Annotated in this window: 18 protein-coding genes; 6 read left to right on the top strand and 12 right to left on the bottom strand. The window is 70.9% G+C overall.

What is annotated here, in order from left to right; translation table 11 throughout:
- Positions 1–78: 78 nt before the first annotated feature.
- The 4 genes from KFLA_RS19825 to KFLA_RS19840 all read left to right on the top strand — a co-directional run bounded on the left by KFLA_RS19825 (position 79) and on the right by KFLA_RS19840 (position 5,041).
- Entirely contained in the window at positions 79–813 is a 735-nt protein-coding gene (locus KFLA_RS19825; protein ID WP_012921596.1) for an ABC transporter ATP-binding protein, read from the top strand.
- 2 nt (positions 814–815) lie between these two features.
- Complete coding sequence (locus KFLA_RS19830; RefSeq protein ID WP_012921597.1) at positions 816–2,162, top strand: ABC transporter permease family protein; 1,347 nt, start codon at positions 816–818, stop codon at positions 2,160–2,162.
- Between the two features lie 102 nt (positions 2,163–2,264).
- On the top strand, positions 2,265–3,995 hold the full coding sequence (locus KFLA_RS19835) for a RecQ family ATP-dependent DNA helicase (RefSeq protein ID WP_012921598.1): 1,731 nt from the start codon (positions 2,265–2,267) through the stop codon (positions 3,993–3,995).
- Positions 3,992–5,041: a DNA topoisomerase IB gene (locus KFLA_RS19840; protein ID WP_012921599.1), complete on the top strand. Its 1,050-nt coding sequence runs from the start codon at positions 3,992–3,994 to the stop codon at positions 5,039–5,041. The genes KFLA_RS19835 and KFLA_RS19840 overlap by 4 nt, the downstream gene beginning before the upstream one ends.
- A 66-nt stretch (positions 5,042–5,107) precedes the next feature.
- On the opposite strand, the gene KFLA_RS19845 is transcribed toward KFLA_RS19840, so the two are convergent.
- The 9 genes from KFLA_RS19845 to KFLA_RS38945 all read right to left on the bottom strand — a co-directional run bounded on the left by KFLA_RS19845 (position 5,108) and on the right by KFLA_RS38945 (position 11,772).
- Complete coding sequence (locus tag KFLA_RS19845) at positions 5,108–6,037, bottom strand: SDR family NAD(P)-dependent oxidoreductase (protein WP_012921600.1); 930 nt, start codon at positions 6,035–6,037, stop codon at positions 5,108–5,110.
- 49 nt (positions 6,038–6,086) lie between these two features.
- The gene (locus tag KFLA_RS19850; RefSeq protein WP_012921601.1) at positions 6,087–6,926 is read right to left on the bottom strand and encodes an isocitrate lyase/PEP mutase family protein; all 840 of its coding nucleotides are present in this window, start codon (positions 6,924–6,926) and stop codon (positions 6,087–6,089) included.
- Positions 6,923–7,276, bottom strand: coding sequence for a VOC family protein (locus KFLA_RS19855; RefSeq protein ID WP_012921602.1), 354 nt, complete (start codon positions 7,274–7,276; stop codon positions 6,923–6,925). The genes KFLA_RS19850 and KFLA_RS19855 overlap by 4 nt, the downstream gene beginning before the upstream one ends.
- 68 nt (positions 7,277–7,344) lie before the next feature.
- Complete coding sequence (locus tag KFLA_RS19860) at positions 7,345–7,842, bottom strand: SRPBCC family protein (RefSeq protein ID WP_012921603.1); 498 nt, start codon at positions 7,840–7,842, stop codon at positions 7,345–7,347.
- Positions 7,843–8,205: 363 nt separating this feature from the next.
- Positions 8,206–8,649: a GNAT family N-acetyltransferase gene (locus KFLA_RS19865; RefSeq protein ID WP_012921604.1), complete on the bottom strand. Its 444-nt coding sequence runs from the start codon at positions 8,647–8,649 to the stop codon at positions 8,206–8,208.
- The gene (locus KFLA_RS19870; protein WP_012921605.1) at positions 8,646–9,443 is read right to left on the bottom strand and encodes a phosphatase PAP2 family protein; all 798 of its coding nucleotides are present in this window, start codon (positions 9,441–9,443) and stop codon (positions 8,646–8,648) included. Before KFLA_RS19870 ends, KFLA_RS19865 begins: the two co-directional genes overlap by 4 nt.
- 4 nt (positions 9,444–9,447) lie before the next feature.
- The gene (locus KFLA_RS19875) at positions 9,448–10,353 is read right to left on the bottom strand and encodes a GTP-binding protein LepA (RefSeq protein ID WP_237706876.1); all 906 of its coding nucleotides are present in this window, start codon (positions 10,351–10,353) and stop codon (positions 9,448–9,450) included.
- Positions 10,354–10,358: 5 nt separating this feature from the next.
- Positions 10,359–11,444 (bottom strand): hypothetical protein, encoded by a 1,086-nt coding sequence (locus KFLA_RS19880; RefSeq protein ID WP_012921607.1) that lies wholly within the window; start codon positions 11,442–11,444, stop codon positions 10,359–10,361.
- Between the two features lie 19 nt (positions 11,445–11,463).
- The gene (locus KFLA_RS38945; RefSeq protein ID WP_041289400.1) at positions 11,464–11,772 is read right to left on the bottom strand and encodes a hypothetical protein; all 309 of its coding nucleotides are present in this window, start codon (positions 11,770–11,772) and stop codon (positions 11,464–11,466) included.
- A 163-nt stretch (positions 11,773–11,935) separates the two neighbouring features.
- On the opposite strand from KFLA_RS38945, the gene KFLA_RS19890 reads away from it, so the two are divergent.
- Together KFLA_RS19890 and KFLA_RS19895 are read left to right on the top strand one after the other, a co-directional pair.
- Complete coding sequence (locus tag KFLA_RS19890; RefSeq protein ID WP_012921608.1) at positions 11,936–12,991, top strand: Gfo/Idh/MocA family protein; 1,056 nt, start codon at positions 11,936–11,938, stop codon at positions 12,989–12,991.
- Positions 12,992–13,159: 168 nt separating this feature from the next.
- Positions 13,160–13,600: a hypothetical protein gene (locus tag KFLA_RS19895; RefSeq protein ID WP_012921609.1), complete on the top strand. Its 441-nt coding sequence runs from the start codon at positions 13,160–13,162 to the stop codon at positions 13,598–13,600.
- 166 nt (positions 13,601–13,766) lie between these two features.
- Here KFLA_RS19895 and KFLA_RS19900 read toward each other — a convergent pair whose 3' ends face one another.
- The 3 genes from KFLA_RS19900 to eno form a co-directional block, all read right to left on the bottom strand.
- A complete protein-coding gene (locus KFLA_RS19900) occupies positions 13,767–14,471 on the bottom strand; it encodes an SGNH/GDSL hydrolase family protein (protein WP_012921610.1) in 705 nt (234 codons plus the stop codon).
- Positions 14,472–14,565: 94 nt separating this feature from the next.
- Entirely contained in the window at positions 14,566–15,204 is a 639-nt protein-coding gene (locus tag KFLA_RS19905) for a LysE family translocator (protein WP_012921611.1), read from the bottom strand.
- Between the two features lie 19 nt (positions 15,205–15,223).
- Positions 15,224–16,507, bottom strand: coding sequence for a phosphopyruvate hydratase (eno, locus tag KFLA_RS19910; protein ID WP_012921612.1), 1,284 nt, complete (start codon positions 16,505–16,507; stop codon positions 15,224–15,226).
- Positions 16,508–16,522 lie beyond the last annotated feature (15 nt).

Consider the following 16,522-nt stretch of genomic DNA (forward strand, 5'->3'; position numbering starts at 1 on the left):
AAGGATCGGGCGAGCCGCCCGGATCCGGCGCGGCCGGTCCGTGGTTCCGGACCGACCGACCGACGATGCGAGACGCTGATGCCCCCGTTGCTCGAGGCCCATGACCTGACCGCGACATTCCCCGGTCCCGACGGCGGTCCACCGGTCCAGGTACTGCGGGGCGTGTCGCTCCGGGTGGAGCCCGGTGAGCTGGTGTCGATCGTCGGCCCCAGCGGCTCCGGCAAGTCCACCCTGCTGTACTGCCTGTCCGGCCTGCAGCCCGCCACTTCAGGCACCGTCCAGCTGCTCGGACAGCCACTGTCCACCCTGCGGCGGAGCCAGCTCGCCAAGCTCCGTCGGGGACGCATCGGCTTCGTGTTCCAGTCCTACAACCTCATCCCCTCGCTCACGGCGCGGGAGAACGTCGCCCTGCCCGCGCGGCTCGCCCGCCGCGACCTCACGGCCGCCGACGTGGACCGTGCTCTCGCACAGGTCGGACTCGCCGAGCGCGGAGGGCACCGGCCGGCCGCGCTGTCCGGCGGGCAGCAGCAGCGGGTCGCCATCGCCCGGGTGCTGGCCACCGGTCCGGAGATCGTGTTCGCCGACGAGCCGACCGGCGCGCTGGACACCACCGCCGGTGCCCAGGTACTCGATCTGCTGCGGGCAACCGCGGCCGGGTCCCGATCGGTGGTGCTCGTCACCCACGACGTCGCGGCCGCCGCCCGGGCCGACCGGGTGCTGGTTCTGCGCGACGGGCTGGTCTCTCGCGAACTCACCCGGCCGACTCCGGAGCAGGTGTTCGAGGAGATCACCGCGAAAGACTCGGTGGGCTGAGCATGCTTCGTCTGCTGACCCGTGACCTGATCTTCAACGCCCGCATCTGGCTGGGGCTCGTCGCCGTCTCTGCGGCCGGCGCCGCGGCCGTCGCCGTCAGCGCGAGCCTCGCCGAGGCCGCGTACCGCACGCCGGGCAACACCGGGCTGGCCCTGTACGGGATCAGCGGCTCGCTGCTCGTCTTCACCTCGGTCGCTGCCGTGGTGGTCTTCAGCTCGGTGGCCGGCCTGACCGTGTCGCTGCACCGGCGCGACCATGCGCTGTGGCAAATGGTCGGGATCGGCCCTGGCTCCATCCGGACCATCGTGCTCGTCCAGCTGGTGGTCGTCGGGACAGTCGGTGCGGTGCTCGGCTGCCTGCTGACGGCGCCGCTGCTGCAGCCCGTGGCCAACTACGTCTTCGCCGGCTCCTCGGGACTGGATGGCGTCCGCTTGCGGCTCGGTGCGGTCGGAGCCTTCGCGACCGTCGCCGTGGTCGCCGGGCTGCTGCTGGCCGGTGGATCGGGCACCGCACGCCGAGCCGGGCGCGTGTCTGGTCTCGAGCTGCTGCGTGAGGCGGCGGTTCCCCAGCTCAGCATGACCCGCGTGCGCTGGCTGCTGGGCGCCGGCCTCCTGGCTGTGATCACCTCCGTCGTTGTCGGTCTGCGCGGCCGGGCCCCGGCCGACCTCGAGACGTCGTTGTCGCTGATACCGCCGATGGTCTCCGGCCTGCTCGTCGCCGTGTCCCCGCTGGCCACCGCACCGCTGGCCCGGGCTTGGACCAGCCTGGTGCCGGCACGGGCGTCCGCCTCCTGGTACCTGGCCAGGAACGTCGCCTTCGCCGCCCTGGACCGCAGTACCGCGGCCATCAACCCGCTGGTGGTGACCATTGCCCTCACCGGTGGCCTGTACTCCGCGCACGGCGCCGTCGGCGCGTTCGAAGCCGCGCGGACCGGCACACCGTCGGCCGAGATACCGGCACAGTTCGTCGTCCTGCTTCTGGGCGGCCCGCTCTTGCTCGCGGCCGTCGGCGCCGCAGCGACGGTCGCCATGTCCGGTCGGGCGCGGACCAGGGACGCCGCACTGCTGGAGGCCGCCGGCGGCACGCCCGGCACGGTCGTCGCCTCGGCTGCGTGGGAGGCGGTGGTCCAGGTGGGCACCGCCGCACTGCTGGGGACAGTCGCAGTCGCGTCCGGGGCGGTCGCCGGGGTCTGGGCGCTCGGCTGGCAGTCCTTGAGCGCCGCCACTGCGGGTCTCGCGGCCGTCGGAGTGACCGCCGCCGGTGGACTGGTGCTGGTGCTCACCGCCACGGTCGTCCCGGCGGTGCTGCGGCTGAGGCATGACCCGGTACGGGTGCTGACCGCGGAGTGACGCCGATGGCGGCTGTTGCCACAGGCATCGGCGCCACCCGCCTACTGGGTGACAGTCATCCGACTGATGCCAGCGGCAGAACAAGCCCACCAAGATGGAAGGGTGGATGATGCGCAGCGGAGGTCGACCACCGGATTCGGGGCGGACGGAGCACAAGACACCGCCGAGGCACTGGCCCGAAGCGTCTTCGGCTGGTCCAGCCTTCGCGCCGCGCAACGGCAGGTGCTGGAACCGGTCCTGGCGGGGCGGGACACCCTTGGCGTCATCGCGACCGGCAGCGGCAAGAGCGGCGTCTACCAGCTCGCCGGGCTGCTGTCCGGCGGGCTGACCGTCGTCGTCTCCCCCTTGGTGGCACTGCAACGCGACCAGCTGCGAGGGCTGGCCGGCCGCTCGATGCCCGACGGCCGGCCGTTGCGGGCCGCGCAGCTGAACGCCTTGGTACACGTCGCCGAGCAGCGCGCCGCAGAGGCTGCCCTTCGGGAAGGTGCGCTGGACTTCCTGCTGCTCGGGCCGGAGCAGCTGACTCGGCCGGGCACCCGCGAACTGCTCTCCACCAGCGGGCGGTCGTGCACCATGCTCGTCGTCGACGAAGCGCATCTCGTCAGCGAGTGGGGGCTGGACTTCCGCCCCGACTATCTCCAGCTGGCCGACGCGCGCCGGCTGCTTGGTCACCCGCAGGTGCTCGCGCTGACCGCGACCGCGTCCCCGCCCGTGCAGGGCGAGATCACCCGCCGGCTCGGCATGACCGACCCGGCGGTCGTCGTCGCCAGTTTCGACCGGCCCAACATCAGCCTCGCGGTTCACGCCGTCCACGGGAACTCCGCCGCCGACCGCGAACGGGCCGACGTCGCCGTGGTGCAGGCCGCTCTCTCGGGCCCTACGCCCGCCCTGGTCTACGCGGCCACCCGCCGGCACTGCGAGGAGATGGCCGGGAGGTTCCGGCACAGGGACGTCCAAGCAGCGCCGTACCACGCCGGCCTGCCGGCCGCAGAGCGCTCAGCGACCCAGGACGCCTTTCTCACCGGCGACCTGGACGTCGTGGTGGCCACCAGCGCCTTCGGCGTGGGCATCGACAAGCCGGACGTGCGCAGCGTGGTGCACGCCAGCCCACCGGGCAGTCTCGACGAGTACTACCAAGAGGTCGGACGCGCCGGCCGGGACGGTCAGCCGGCCCGGGCGGTGCTGGTGTTCAACCCGGGTGACCTGCGGCTGCCACGGATGTTCGCCGCGGCTGCCCGGGTCCGCGACGCCGACGTGGACGCCGTGCTGGCCGTGCTCACCCGGACCGCCGGCCCGCTCGAACTTCCCGACCTGGCCCGCCGCACCGGCCTCGGCGTCCGGCGGACCGAAAAGATCGTCGAACGGCTCGCGGACGCCGGGGCCGCGACCCTGCGCGCGGGCACCGTGATCCCGCACCTCGACGCAGAGCAGGCCGCCGGGACGGTTCGGCGGACACATGACGCGGAGCAGGCGCGCCATGCCGTCGCCGAGAGCCGGATCGACGCGGTCCGCCACTACGCCGAGACACAGCACTGCCGCCGCGCGGAGCTGCTGGCCTGGTTCGGAGAGGCGTTCACCGGTCCGTGCGGCAATTGCGACAACGATCGTCGGCCTGTACGTCAGTTGCGCGCGCCGCTGCGCCCAGCAGGCGAGCTGTACCCGGGTGCCGGCGTCGACCCCGGCACCCGGTTACAGCACCGCTTGTGGGGCGCAGGCGTGGTGCTGTCCGCCGATGCGCACGAGCTGCTCGTGGTGTTCGACTCGGTCGGCTACCGCCACCTCACGCCATCGACCTTGACCAACGGTCTGCTGCACATCGAACCGGCCGGATGAAGGCTCTCCGCCCACCCGGCCTGCACCGCGTGCGGATCGAAGGACGTCTCGTCTGGTACGACGAGGCGGGCCGGCCGGTCGAGGACGCTGGTGAGCTGGCGCGTCTGGCGGAACTGGCCGTACCGCCCGCCTGGCGCGAGGTGTGGGCCGCCGCCGACCCGCAGGCGGCCGTGCAGGCGACCGGCGTGGATGCGCGGGGACGGACGCAGTACCGCTACCTCCCGGCCGTCCTTCAGGCGCACGCCGAGGACAAGTTCGGCGCGCTGGCGGCCTTCGGACGCGCCCTGCCGTCGCTGCGCCGAACCGTGGCCGACCACGTGTCGGAGCCTCTCGGGGACCACCCGGACCGTCGGCCGGTACTCGCTGCCATGACGCGCCTGCTCGACCGCGGCTTCTTCCGCGTCGGCAGCAGCCGCTATCTCCGCGACAATCACACCTACGGCCTGACCACACTGCGCCGCGACCAGGTAACAATCACCGGCAGCGTGCTGCACTTCGACTACGTGGCCAAGGAGCATCTGCACCGGATCACCGACGTCGACGACGCGGACAGCGCACGGGTCGTCGTCGCGCTGCTGGCGATGCCTGGCACGCCGGACCAGCCACTGTTTCGCGCCGCGACGCACCCGCGGCCCCCTGGCCCGGTGAGCAGCGCGACGGTCAACGCCTACCTGCACGGTCTGATCGGTCTGCCGGCCACCGCCAAGGCATTCCGCACCTGGTCCGGCACCGTCGTGGCCGCGGCCGCCCGGGCCGGCGCCGTACTGCCGGGCCTCGCTACCCGCGCGTCGCCGGATTCACCACGAGTCGCCGTCGTCAGCGCCGCCGCGCTGCTGGGCAACACCCCCGCGGTGGCCCGGACGTCCTACGTTCACCCCGCGGTGCTGGCCGGTGACCCCGCACCTGAGGTGGCCCGGGCAGTCGACGCCGTCGCCGAGCGCGAAGGCCACCGAGACCTGCGGCTGGTCTGGACCGACGCCGGCGTCCAGGCGGCCGTCGCGCACCAGCTCGAGGAGGTCAACACCTCGTCCACCCCGCACGGCTGAGACCTGCCCGACGCGCCGGGTGTCCAGCCCGACGGACCTGACGTGGAGCCGGTTGACGGTGTGCTCTCAGAGGGTTTCGAGGGCAAGGCTCCAGAGCCGATCGGCAGCCACCGGGTCGACTGCCCACTCGGCCACGCCACGCCGGACGTCCGGGCCGCCGGCAACAACCTCGGCTTCCTGGTTGTCCTCGAAGTAGCGGCCGGTCACGCCTTCGACCAGCGGCGAGCCCGCCAGGAGCACCGAGGTGGCCGCTCCCTGCTCCGGGGTCTTGTAGTACTCGGGCGTGATCAGCTTGCCGTCCTCGTCCATCGCTCCCATCGCCCGCATCGTCTCCGGTGAGATCAGCCGCTGGAGGTTGGTGTGGATGAAGCCCGGCGCCAAGGCGTTGGCGGTGATTGCCTCGCCGGCCCAGTTCCGGGCGATGCCCGCCGCCAGCAGCACTCCGGCCGTCTTGGACTGGCCGTACGCCGCCCACGGATCGTACGGGCGCCGCTCGAAGTGGAGGTCGTCCAGGTCGACCGGCGAGCTTCGCTGCACACCGGAGCTCACCACGACCACGCGCGAGTTCCCGGCGGCGCGGAGGGCGTCGTGCAGTCCGTGCGCGAGCTGGAAGTGGCCGAGAAAGTTGGTTGCCAGCTGCAACTCCCACCCCGCCGGACTCAGTTCCCGGGTCGGCACGGCCATGATTCCGGCGTTCGCCACCAGCGCGTGCAACGGGCCGGTCCAGGACGCCACGAAAGCCTGCACGGACGCCGGGTCGGCCAGGTCCAGGGCGGCGACCCGCACGCCCGGGAGCTGGGCCAACGCACTTCCGGCGTCGGGGCGGCGGGTGGCGACGGTGACCTCCGCACCGGCACCGGCCAGCGCACGAACGGTCTCCGTCCCGAGGCCGGAAGCCCCGCCGGTGACGATCATGCGCTTCCCGCTCAGGTCCACGCCGGCGAGGACCTCGGCGGCGGTGCTGCGAGCGTCAAAAGGGGTTTGGATCAAGGTCATACCAGCACGCTACGCAGCGAGACCGGGGTACGCATCAGTACTCTGACTGTCAGCGCTCGACCTGGAACGGGTCCCGGTCGGCCGCGACAGCTGCGAACAGGGCGGCTCCGAGCTTGCCGTAGAGGTGTTGCTGCAGGGTCGGGCCAAAGCTCACGCGGCTGACGCCGAGTACAGCGAAGTCGGCCAGTGACAGGTCGCTCTGCCGGCCGTAGCCAACGTTGACCGGGCCAGGGATCGCTTCCACCATCGCTCGGACGACTGCGGGATCTGCCTGGCCGATGGGATAGACGCAGTCCGCACCGGCGTCAAGGTACTGCGTCCCGCGGGCGATGGCTGCGGCGAGCTGCTCGCCGGGCGAGCCGGCCCGGCGCAGGAACGCGTCGATCCGCGCATTGATCACCAGATCCACGCCGAGCGACGTCGCCGCGGCTCGCACCGCCGCCAGGAACTCCGCGTGTTCCGTGGCCTCGACCAGCTGTCCGGTGGAAGGGTCCGAGTCCTCCAGGTTCAGCCCGACCGCCCCGGTCGCGGCGAATCGTTCGACGAGTTCTGCCGGATCGAGGCGGTAGCCCCGTTCGAAGTCGATGGTGACCGGCACGTGGACCGCCCGAGCGACCCGGGCGGCCCCCGCCAGCACCTCGCCGACGGGCGCCGCCTCGCCGTCGTCGTACCCGAGAATCGCCGCTGTCGCGAAGCTGCTCGTCGCGACCGCCGGGAACCCGGCCGCCACGGCCAGGCGGGCCGAGGCGGCGTCCCAGACGTTCGGCAGAACCAGCGGCTTTCCCGGTACGTGCAGCGCGCGCAAGGCAGTTGCCTTGTCCCGGTACGGCGGGTCGCCGGTGGCACCCGCCGAGCACGGTTCCTCCCGCGGCCCGCCGATCCGGCTCATGGGTGCTGCGTGAACTGGATGATCTGCAGGTAGTTGCCGTCCGGGTCGACGAACGTGCCGAAGCGGCCGGCCGGGCGGTCCTCCCCGGGCGCCAGCCACTGCACGCCGGCCGCCTGGAGCTGCGCCTCGACGGCGGCGAAGTCGTCCACGTGGAAGTTGAGCATCATCCGGCCCGGCTCGGGATTCGTCGAGGCGATGTCGTCGCGGTGATCGATCACCAGCAGGAAGCCGCCGAGGTCGATCGCCCCGTCGCCGTCCTGGTCCGGCGCGAGCGCCTTGCGGTACCAGTCACGGAGCTCGGCGGGCCGGGTCGAGCCGAGCAGGATGCTGCCGGGGTGCAGAGTGGTCACAGGAGGGTCCTTGTCGTAGGCAAGATTCGGTCGGGGGTCAACGGTCGTGCGACGCGAGTGGGAACGCCCTAGCCTGCGAAGGCCTCCACCCGGCCGCCGATCACGTCGACGCCGTCGGTGACCTCGTTCGGCAGGCCCTGGCCGGTGGTGATCAGCTTCCGCAGGCTGTGGCCGACGTAGAAGCCCCAGCTCTGGTGGCAGATGTCGTAGCACTCGAACTCCGGAACGAGGCCGACGTGGGTGAAGCGCAGTTCGGTCCGGCCGTCGTCCCGGCGGGAGATCTCGAACCGGATCTCGGTGTCGTTCCACTCCTCCTGGTCCTCGACGAAGTTGAAGGTGTTGTCGAGCACCAGCCAGGTGACGAGCTGGTTCGGAACCACCTCGACGACCCGGATCCGGCAGTGGTGCACACCACCCGGTACGTCGTACTCGAACTCGTCGCCCGCCGCCGCTGTCCCGCCGGTGATGTTCTTCGACCACCAGCCCCGCACCGCGGTGACGGCCTCGAACACCCGCTCGGGCGACTGCTCGAAGTCCTGGACGATGCTGCTGCCCTGCTCGGTCATGCTGTGCCTGCTTTCCACTTCCGATGATCACGCCACACTTCGCGCAACGTTTGGTTGCACGACAAGCTATCCCTTCCAGCAGCAATTAGCAACCATCGGTTGCAGTACCTCACGCGGGCCCGCCGGTTCAGCCCGCTGAGGAGCTCGCGAATCGGGCGACGAGGGAAGTCGAGCCGGAACTTCAGGTCGGTAGGCGCGTCGTCAGCGCCTCCCAGCCTTCGGCTTCGGCGAGGTTGGCGAGGAACCAGAACCATGCTCACCACCGTCGCCACCGTGCTCGCCGGACTCATCGGCGTCGGCATCTTCGTCATCGGCGCGCGCCTTGTGGGCACCGCAGGCCGCGGCCGGCCAAGAACTCTCCGGCTACGGCAGCTGGATCGAGTACAGGATGAAGCCGCGGTTCTCGGCGACCTGATCGTAGAGGCGGCGGGCAGCCGTGTTCGATTCCTGGGTCGCCCAGTAGACGCGGCTGCAGTCGTTGGCCGTCGCCCAGTCGGTGACCGCGGCGATCAGCGCCCGGGCGACGCCCCGGCCGCGGGCGTCCGGTGCGGTGAAGAGGTCCTGCAGGTAGCAGACGTCGGCCGACGTGGTGCTCGCGTGCGTGAGAAAGTGTGCGATGCCCACCAGCGAGCCGTCCACCTTCGCACCGAGGGCGTGCATCCGCTCGGCCGCGCTGAACTCGGCCCAGCAGCGGTCGAAGAACTCGGCCGGCATCGTCCGCCCGTAGAACTCGTTGTACCCCGCGAACAACCACTGCCAGGTCTCGCGGTCAGCCGCAGTCAGGCGGTCGACGGTCAAGGCGCTCATGCATCTCCTTCGAGTCCGGATCGATAGCCACATTCTGGTCCACCGCTGGCAGGCGTTCGTCGGCTGTCGAAGATCAGTACCAGCGGCACGGCCAGCAGCAGGGCGATCAGGCCGTCGAGCCAGTAGTGGTTGGCGGTGACAACGACCACCGTGAAGGTGATCACCGGATGCGCCGCCCACAACCACCGCCAGCCCGACCGGGTCGCCCGGATCAGGAACACCGACACCAGGAACGCCCAGCCGACGTGCAGGCTCGGCATCGCCGCGAACTGGTTCGCCAGTCCGCTGTCCGCGTCCGGCCCGTACACCGACTGCCCGAACAGTACGCCGGTGTCGACCCACCCGAGCTCCGGCAGCATGCGCGGTGGCGCGAGCGGAAACACCAGGTGCCCGATCAGGGCGAGTCCGGTGAGTGCCGCCAGCGACCACCGGGCTTTCGCGTACTGCGCAGGGCGCTTGACCAGCAACCAGAGCAGCACGATCGCGGTCATCGGGAAGTGCACGTAGGCGTAGTACCGGTTCGCGAACTGGGCGAGATCGGGGACCCGCAGCACGACCGACTGGACCTCGGCCTCACTGGGCAGTCCGAGGCCGGCCTGGAAGTGGATGAGCGCGTCGGCATTCAGGAACGCGGCGCCGGCGTGCAGGGCGGAGACGAACCTGCCGACGGTGTAGACGCCGAACAGCACAAGCAGCAGCGCGACCTCCCGGATGAACCGCCTGCGGCGTGCGGGACCTTCGGTCCGTGGAGACGGCGGGAATTCTCCAGCGGCCTGCAGTGAGCCTCGACGCACGTCATCAGTTCCGCACACTTTGCGCCGCGCTGCGGGCAGTGCTCAGCGCTATCGCTTCGTCGAGGGCAGCCATGATGTACCGCGGAACCTTCAGGCCCAGCTGCTGAGCCCACAGCAGCTCGTGCTCCACCAGGCTGATCTGGCGCGCGACCGCCGGCAGGTCGCGGTCGAGATGCAGCGCACGCGCGACATCGCCGAAGTCCGCGCGCTGCCGACGGCTGGTCACGCCGACCGGAGCGAATGACCGCCGGCGCAGTATCCGCGCGAGCTGAAGCTGCCAGTCGCTGAGCCCTTCCTCTTTCACCAGCGCCTCGGCCGACCCGCGGTAGTACGCGAAGTGCCCGGGCTCCTGCCGCCTGATCGGAGCAATGACCGTCTCTGCGATTGCGTGCTCGCCCATCGCCCGGAGTCCGTCGAGCAGGCGCGAGTACGCGATCACCGCCGATCGCTCCGTGGCCGCACCGGTCAGGTAGTAGAGCAGCCGGATCACTCCGAGCATGCCCGGCAGGTGCGAGAGCGCCCCGGTCACCCGGATCCTGGCACTCACCCTCGCCACGTCGATCGGGACCGGCATCATCCCGAAGCCTTGCTGGGCCGCGTCGAGAAGGACGCCGTGCTGCAGCTCCTGCGGCCACCACACCTGTTCGTAGAAGATCCGGTCTGTCTCGGTGCTCTCGGGCATCAGAACCCGTAGCTCGAGCACGTTCCGCTCGACCTCGAGCTCCACCCGGGTGAGGTAGCCGAACACCCGGCCGAATCGGCGGCGGACCTGCTCGGGGTCCTTGATCGTCAGGTCGGCGGCATCGAGTGACAACGGCGGATGCTTCTCGGCGAGCATTTCGACGAACCGGCGAAGGCTGTCCCGAGAGTCGCGGCCGACCGGCGTACGTCGTCCCGGCTTGGCCCGCATCCGGGTCACGAGTTGTTCGCCTCCGCCGTCCCGTCCGCCGAGTCAGTCGGCGCCGGGTGCGGACGCTGCGGGGCCGCTGCTGCGCCGGTCACCAGCCCGGCGGGACGGCGCGCTCGAAGGGCGCCCGCGAAGCACAGTGCCAGGCCGAGCGCGAGCCAGCTTCCGAGCACGATGACGGGCTGAGCGATTCCGTGGCCGTCGAAGAACCCGGTGGAGCGCAACAACTGGCCGCTCGCGCCCGGCGGCAGCAGTTGCCCGAGCGCGCCGGACCAGCCGGGCAGCATCTCGGGTGCGGTCGAACTGCCTGACAGGGGATTGCCGATCAGCATCATGGTGACGGCGCCCAGACCGAAGCCGGCGTAGCCGAGCAGCGACCGCAGACCGAGGATGGTGAGGGAGGTCGCTGCGATGCCCAGGGCAACGGCGCCGCTGTTGGCCCAGAAGGAGCCGTCGAGCGAACCGAGCCAGTACTGAAGGATCGCGACCACGGCCAGACCACCCATTGACGCGAAGACGAGCGCTCCGGTGACCCGACGGGCGATGCCACGGACCAGGTTGGTCAGCAGGAACGCGGCGAGCAGGCCGCCCATGACCAGGGGCAGCGCTCCGGCGACCAGGCCGGCGCCGCGCGGGTCGTCGGCGGGGAAGGCCGCGAGGTCACGGACGGCGACCGGCGTACCGGCATCGTCGGCTTGGGCTCGGCCGAGCCCGCTTGCCACGCTCTGCAGGGTCTGGGCGACCGCTGCGCTGCCGGCGGAGGCGATGATCACCTTCGGGGTCCCGGAGCTGAGGTCGATCGCCCCGTAAACCTTCCGGTCGCGGATCAACCGCTCGGCGGCGGCGGTGTCGGGGACCGCGGTGACCCGGAACCCGTCGGGCAGTTGCCGGTCCAGCGCGGCGCTGACCTGAGCTACAGCCGCCGGCGGGCCGGCCACGGCGATGGGTAGATCCTGAACGGACGCGCGTACCGACGGCCAGGCGAACGCGGTGAGCAGTACGGCGGTGAGTACCGTGAGCAGCGCCGCTGCTCCCAGCACCGTCGACCACGGTGATGGCGAGGTGCCGGATGTCGGCGGGACCTGAGCGGCCATGTTGACTCCTCGGAGAGATTCAGTGAGTGGTCGGCGCGGCCGGGTCCCCGGTGGCGACGATGCGGTCGTCGTCGACGCTGGTCAGCGTTTCGTCGGTCAACAGCCGGCCGATAGCGTCGGTGCTCAGACCACTGCGAGCGGCCAGGTCCGGCACGCTGAACCCCGCAGTCCAGAGCGGGGTTGGCACGGCCGCTGCCGACGGCGTAGACGAGGTAGTCGCAGGTGAGCGTGTCACCACCCGCCAAGACGCACGCTGCGTCAGCCGGTTGGCCGCCATCACCCCGGCGCACCCGCCACCGATCACCACCACCTGGATGTTGGGGCTCATGGTGTCTCCTTCTGTTGGGATTTCACCCCCAAGACACCGGCTGCTCCCCGCCTCTGACAGCTTGTGAGCCAGATCACCCGGCACCTTCCGCCGACCTTGTGCTGCCCGGCCGCGGTCGCAATTCCCTTTGCCCGCGTGCGCCGCGGTGCGCTAGGAATGTCGCATGCGTGTCGGAGTCGTCGGACTGAGGCAAGGTCTGCATCTGGGGGTATGGGCTGCCCGACTCGGGTTCAAGGTCGTCGCGGTGTGCGATCACGACCCGGCCCTGCACGGCACCGCTCAGCAGCAGTTGCCTGATGCAACGGTCACCGATCGCTGGCAGGACCTGCTCGACGCCGATCTCGACGGGGTTGTGCTCGCCAACGACTTCGACGCTCACGCGCCGCTGGCGATCGCGTTCCTGGAACGCGGCATCCACGTCCTGTCCGAGACCGCGGCCTGTGCCGACGTCGAGCAGGGACGCCGGCTGATCGCGGCGGCGGACGCCTCCTCGGCGACGTACTCGTTCGCGGAGAACTACGTCTTCCATCCGCAGGTCCGGCTGATCCGGCAGGCCGTCGACGCGGGCGAGCTGGGTCGGCCCCAGTTGATCGAGGCCGACTACCTCCACGGGTTGTCCCGCGAGCAGGTCGACGGGTTGATCGGTGACCCGGCCCACTGGCGCGGCCGGATCGCCGCCACCGCGTACTGCACCCACACCGTGTCGCCGGTGCTGGCGCTCACCGGTGGCCGGCCGGTGGAGGTCACGGCGTTCGCGGTCGACGCCGATGACCCGCGGGCCGCGGTCACCATCGTGGTCCGGCTCTCGACCGGCGCGCTGGCGATCACCCGGCACGGCTTCCTCCAGGGCGAGCCGGACAGTCACTGGAGCTGGCTGTCCGTCCGGGGTTCCCACGCCCTGGCGGAGTCCCTGCGTGCGGCGGGCGACAGCGCATGGTCGGTGCGGGTTCGCCGTGAGGCGTGGACCCGGCAGGACGGGGCGCCTCACGAGGAGGTACGTACGCCGTCCGCGCTCACCCGCGACGGACGGCCCGTTGACCGCGGCGCCGAGGGCACCGTGCTGCTGCTCGAAGGTTTCCGGGACACCGCTGAACGTGGCGAACCCCCGCTGGTCCCGGTCAGAGCCGCGGTCGAGGCATCGCTGGTCGGTGTCGCCGGTGCCGAGTCGCTGCGCTCCGGTTCACGGCCTGTGGCCATGCCCGACCTCTCCGGTTCCTAGCACCTCTCCGTAGCCGGGCCTCCACCGCTGCCAGGAGCCGCCGTCCCGTTGCGGCGGGCCGTTTGCAGGAACCTGCAACGGATTCGCGGACGAGGATCGCACGGGGTGTGGTTGAGCCCGCCGCGGCCGACGCCGGGTGCGGCTCGGACCAGTGAGGAGCTCGATGTGATGCTGACGATGAAGACGGCCAGGCGAACCGTGCTTGCGACGGCGACGACAGCGGCGCTGATCGTGGCAGCCAGCACGACGGCGCAGGCGGCGGAGGAAGACTGGCTGTGGGAGACGGCCAGCGGCAACAACATCGGCGTCGGGGCGTACGACGACGCCAACGACGTGATGAAGGTGAACGACCAGGAGGCCGACGACCACTCGATGGTGCTCGACGTCTGGCGAGCCGGCGCCGAAGGCGGCGTGCACTACCGCTGCTGGGACTCCCGGACCGCCGCCGCCGAAGGCTGGCTCAGCTGCCCCGACGCCTTCGCCGGCAGCGGCTGGGGCCCCAACGTCAAGCTGCGCGGCAAGCTCTGCACAGGCGAGTCCGGCGGCGCCGGCGGCGGCCGCCTCCTCCGCTGCCAGCCCGAAGGCCAGTGGAAGACCTTCTACCGCTGACCACTCAGCACTCCGGAGGGGCTGCCCACGGGGGCGGCCCTTCCCTGCGTGGACGACGAACTCAGCCGAGTGACGAGAGCGTCGGCCACCGCGAGGAAAGCTCCGATCGACGCACCGGCGAGTCCGCGGCAGATCGGTGCGGAGGGCAACGGAATGGCCGCCTTGCTCAGCGCTCGAGGGCCGGCAGGGCTGCCAGGACGATGTCGGCCCAGCGTCGGTAGCCGTGCGTGGAGGGATGGAAGTTGTCGCGGGCGAAGAAGTCCGGGCCGACGTCGTCGATGCCGTCCGCGCCGATCCACCGCGCGTTCTCCCGGTCGGCGCAGACTTGCTGAGCGACCTCGTCGAGTGCTCGTCCCCCGTCGGCCAGGTAGCGCCGTAGCGCGCGGGGCAGCGCCGGGAACGAGTCGAACGGCGGTATGCCGACGACGACAACCTGGTCGGCGCGCGAGGCGAGAGCGTCGAGAATGCCCGTCAGATCCTCCCGCCACTCGGCGGTGGTCCGCCGGCTGAGGACGTCGTTGGCGCCCGCGAGCAGTACGACGAGGTCGTACCGCCCGCCGAGTTCGTCCACGAGGCGATGGCGGATCCGCCGGGACGTCGCGCCGTGCCGGCCCACCACGTGCCACGCGACCGGCCGGTCCGTCAGGTCGGAAAGACCCCGCGCGAGGAACCCGGCAAAGCCCTCGTCGTGCGTCGCCACACCGCAGCCGGCCGCTGTGGACTCGCCCAGGACGCCGAGGCGCAACGGCTCGGCGGACAGCGTCTCGCCGACCAGCCCCGCGACGGGACCACCGGCCGGTGGCAGCACATCGGTCCTCCGGCGAACCCACCAGCCTTGCGCTCCGACGACCAAGTGACGCAACGGAATCACGATTTCCTCTTCGCTCCCGGCGGGACCCGCTCTGGATGTATACGGTACCGCATATGTCCCGCCACGCCGCAGCCCGGTGCACAGGGCTCCCGACTCACCGTGCGGCGAGCGCGGTGCGGACGCCCAGTGCGATCAGGACGGCACCGGAGGCCCTGGACATCGCAGTTCGCAGAGTCGGTGTCCGGAACGCGCGCCGGGAGACGTGCACGATCCCGGCCCAGATCAGCAGCCAGCCGCCGGCCACCACCACGTGCACCGCGCACAGCAGCATGATCTGCGGCAGCACCGACTGATCGCGATCGAGGAACTGTGGCGCGATGGTCAGGTAGACCGCAGCAGCCTTCGGATTGAGAACGTTGCCCAGGTACCCCTGGACGAGATCACCGCGGTTGCTCCACGGCAGCGATCGGCGCTGCGCAGGCGTGCCCTCACGCGGTGACGCGGCTGCTCGAGACGTCCAGATCGCCTGTACGCCGATCGCGATCAGGTACACCGCACCGACCAGCTTCACGACCGTGAAGGCCGTCGACGAGCGCATGACCAACGCGGACAGCCCGACAGCGGCGAGCAACGCGTGGGTCAGCAAGCCGAGGGAGGTGCCGGCGACCACCCCGGCACCGGCACGAAGGCCGGTTCCGAGCACTCGCTCGGTGACCAAGGTGAAGCTCACCCCTGGAGTCAGGCAGAGCGGGAGCACGGCGAGGCCGAAGGCGAGCGCCGCCAGCCAGTTCACCGCCCCACCTCCGCCACGGTCATCCCCGCAGCCCCAGGTCGGCGGCGCCGGCGTACCGGGCGGAGCTGCCGAGTTCCTGCTCGATGCGGATCAGCTGGTTGTACTTCGCGGTGCGGTCGGAGCGGGACAACGAACCGGTCTTGATCTGCCCGCAGCCGGTGGCCACGGCCAGATCGGCGATGGTGGTGTCCTCGGTCTCGCCGGAGCGGTGCGACATGACGACGGTGTAGCCGGCCCGGTACGCCGTGGCGATGGTGTCGAGGGTCTCGGTCAGCGTGCCGATCTGGTTCACCTTGACCAGGATGGAGTTGGCGATGCCGTCGCGAACACCGTCGCGCAGCAGCGCCTGGTTGGTGCAGAAGACGTCGTCGCCGGTGAGCTGGACGCGACGGCCGAGCGCGGCGGTCAGCGCTTGCCAGCCGTCCAGGTCGTTCTCGCCCATCGGGTCCTCGATCGAGGCCACCGGGTACCGGTCGACGAGCCCGGTCAGGTAGTCCACCTGCTCGGCCACGGTACGGCGTACACCTTCGCCCGCGTAGTCGTAGACGCCGTCACGGTAGAACTCCGAAGCAGCGGGATCCATCACCACCGTGACGTCCGCGCCGGGCTTGTAGCCGGTCCGCTCGATCGCCGTGAGCACGAACTCCAGCGCCTCGTCGGCAGTCCGGAGCTGCGGGGCGAACCCGCCCTCGTCCCCCACGCCGGTGTTGTGGCCCGCAGCCATCAGATCCTTGCGCAAGGTGTGGAAGACCTCCGAGCCCATCCGGACCGCCTCGGCGAAGGTCGTCGCGCTGATCGGCGCGATCATGAACTCCTGGAAGTCCAGCGGGTTGTCGGCGTGCGCGCCGCCGTTGATGATGTTCATCATCGGAACCGGCAGCACCCGCGCGGTCGCGCCGCCGACGTACCGGTACAGCGGGAGCCGGTGAGCCGCCGCTGCCGCCTTGGCCGCGGCCAGCGAGACTCCGAGCACGGCGTTCGCTCCCAGCCGCGCCTTGTTCGGCGTACCGTCCAGGCGGATCAAGGCTTCGTCGAGCCCGGCCTGGTCCTCGGCGTCGAGTCCTTGGACCGCCGCGGCGATCTCGGTGCTCACCGCAGCGACAGCGCGCTGGACGCCTCTGCCGTGGAAACGGGCCGGGTCGTCGTCGCGCAGCTCGACCGCTTCGCGAGCCCCGGTCGAGGCCCCCGAGGGAACCGCCGCCCGGCCCAGGCTGCCATCGGCGAGCTCGACATCCACCTCGACGGTCGGATTACCGCGGCTGTCCAGGATCTCGCGCCCCACGACGCTGCTGATGGCAGTCATAACACCCCTTCGGCT

This window comes from Kribbella flavida DSM 17836, from assembly GCF_000024345.1.
In the GTDB taxonomy this organism is placed as follows: Bacteria; Actinomycetota; Actinomycetes; order Propionibacteriales; family Kribbellaceae; genus Kribbella; species Kribbella flavida.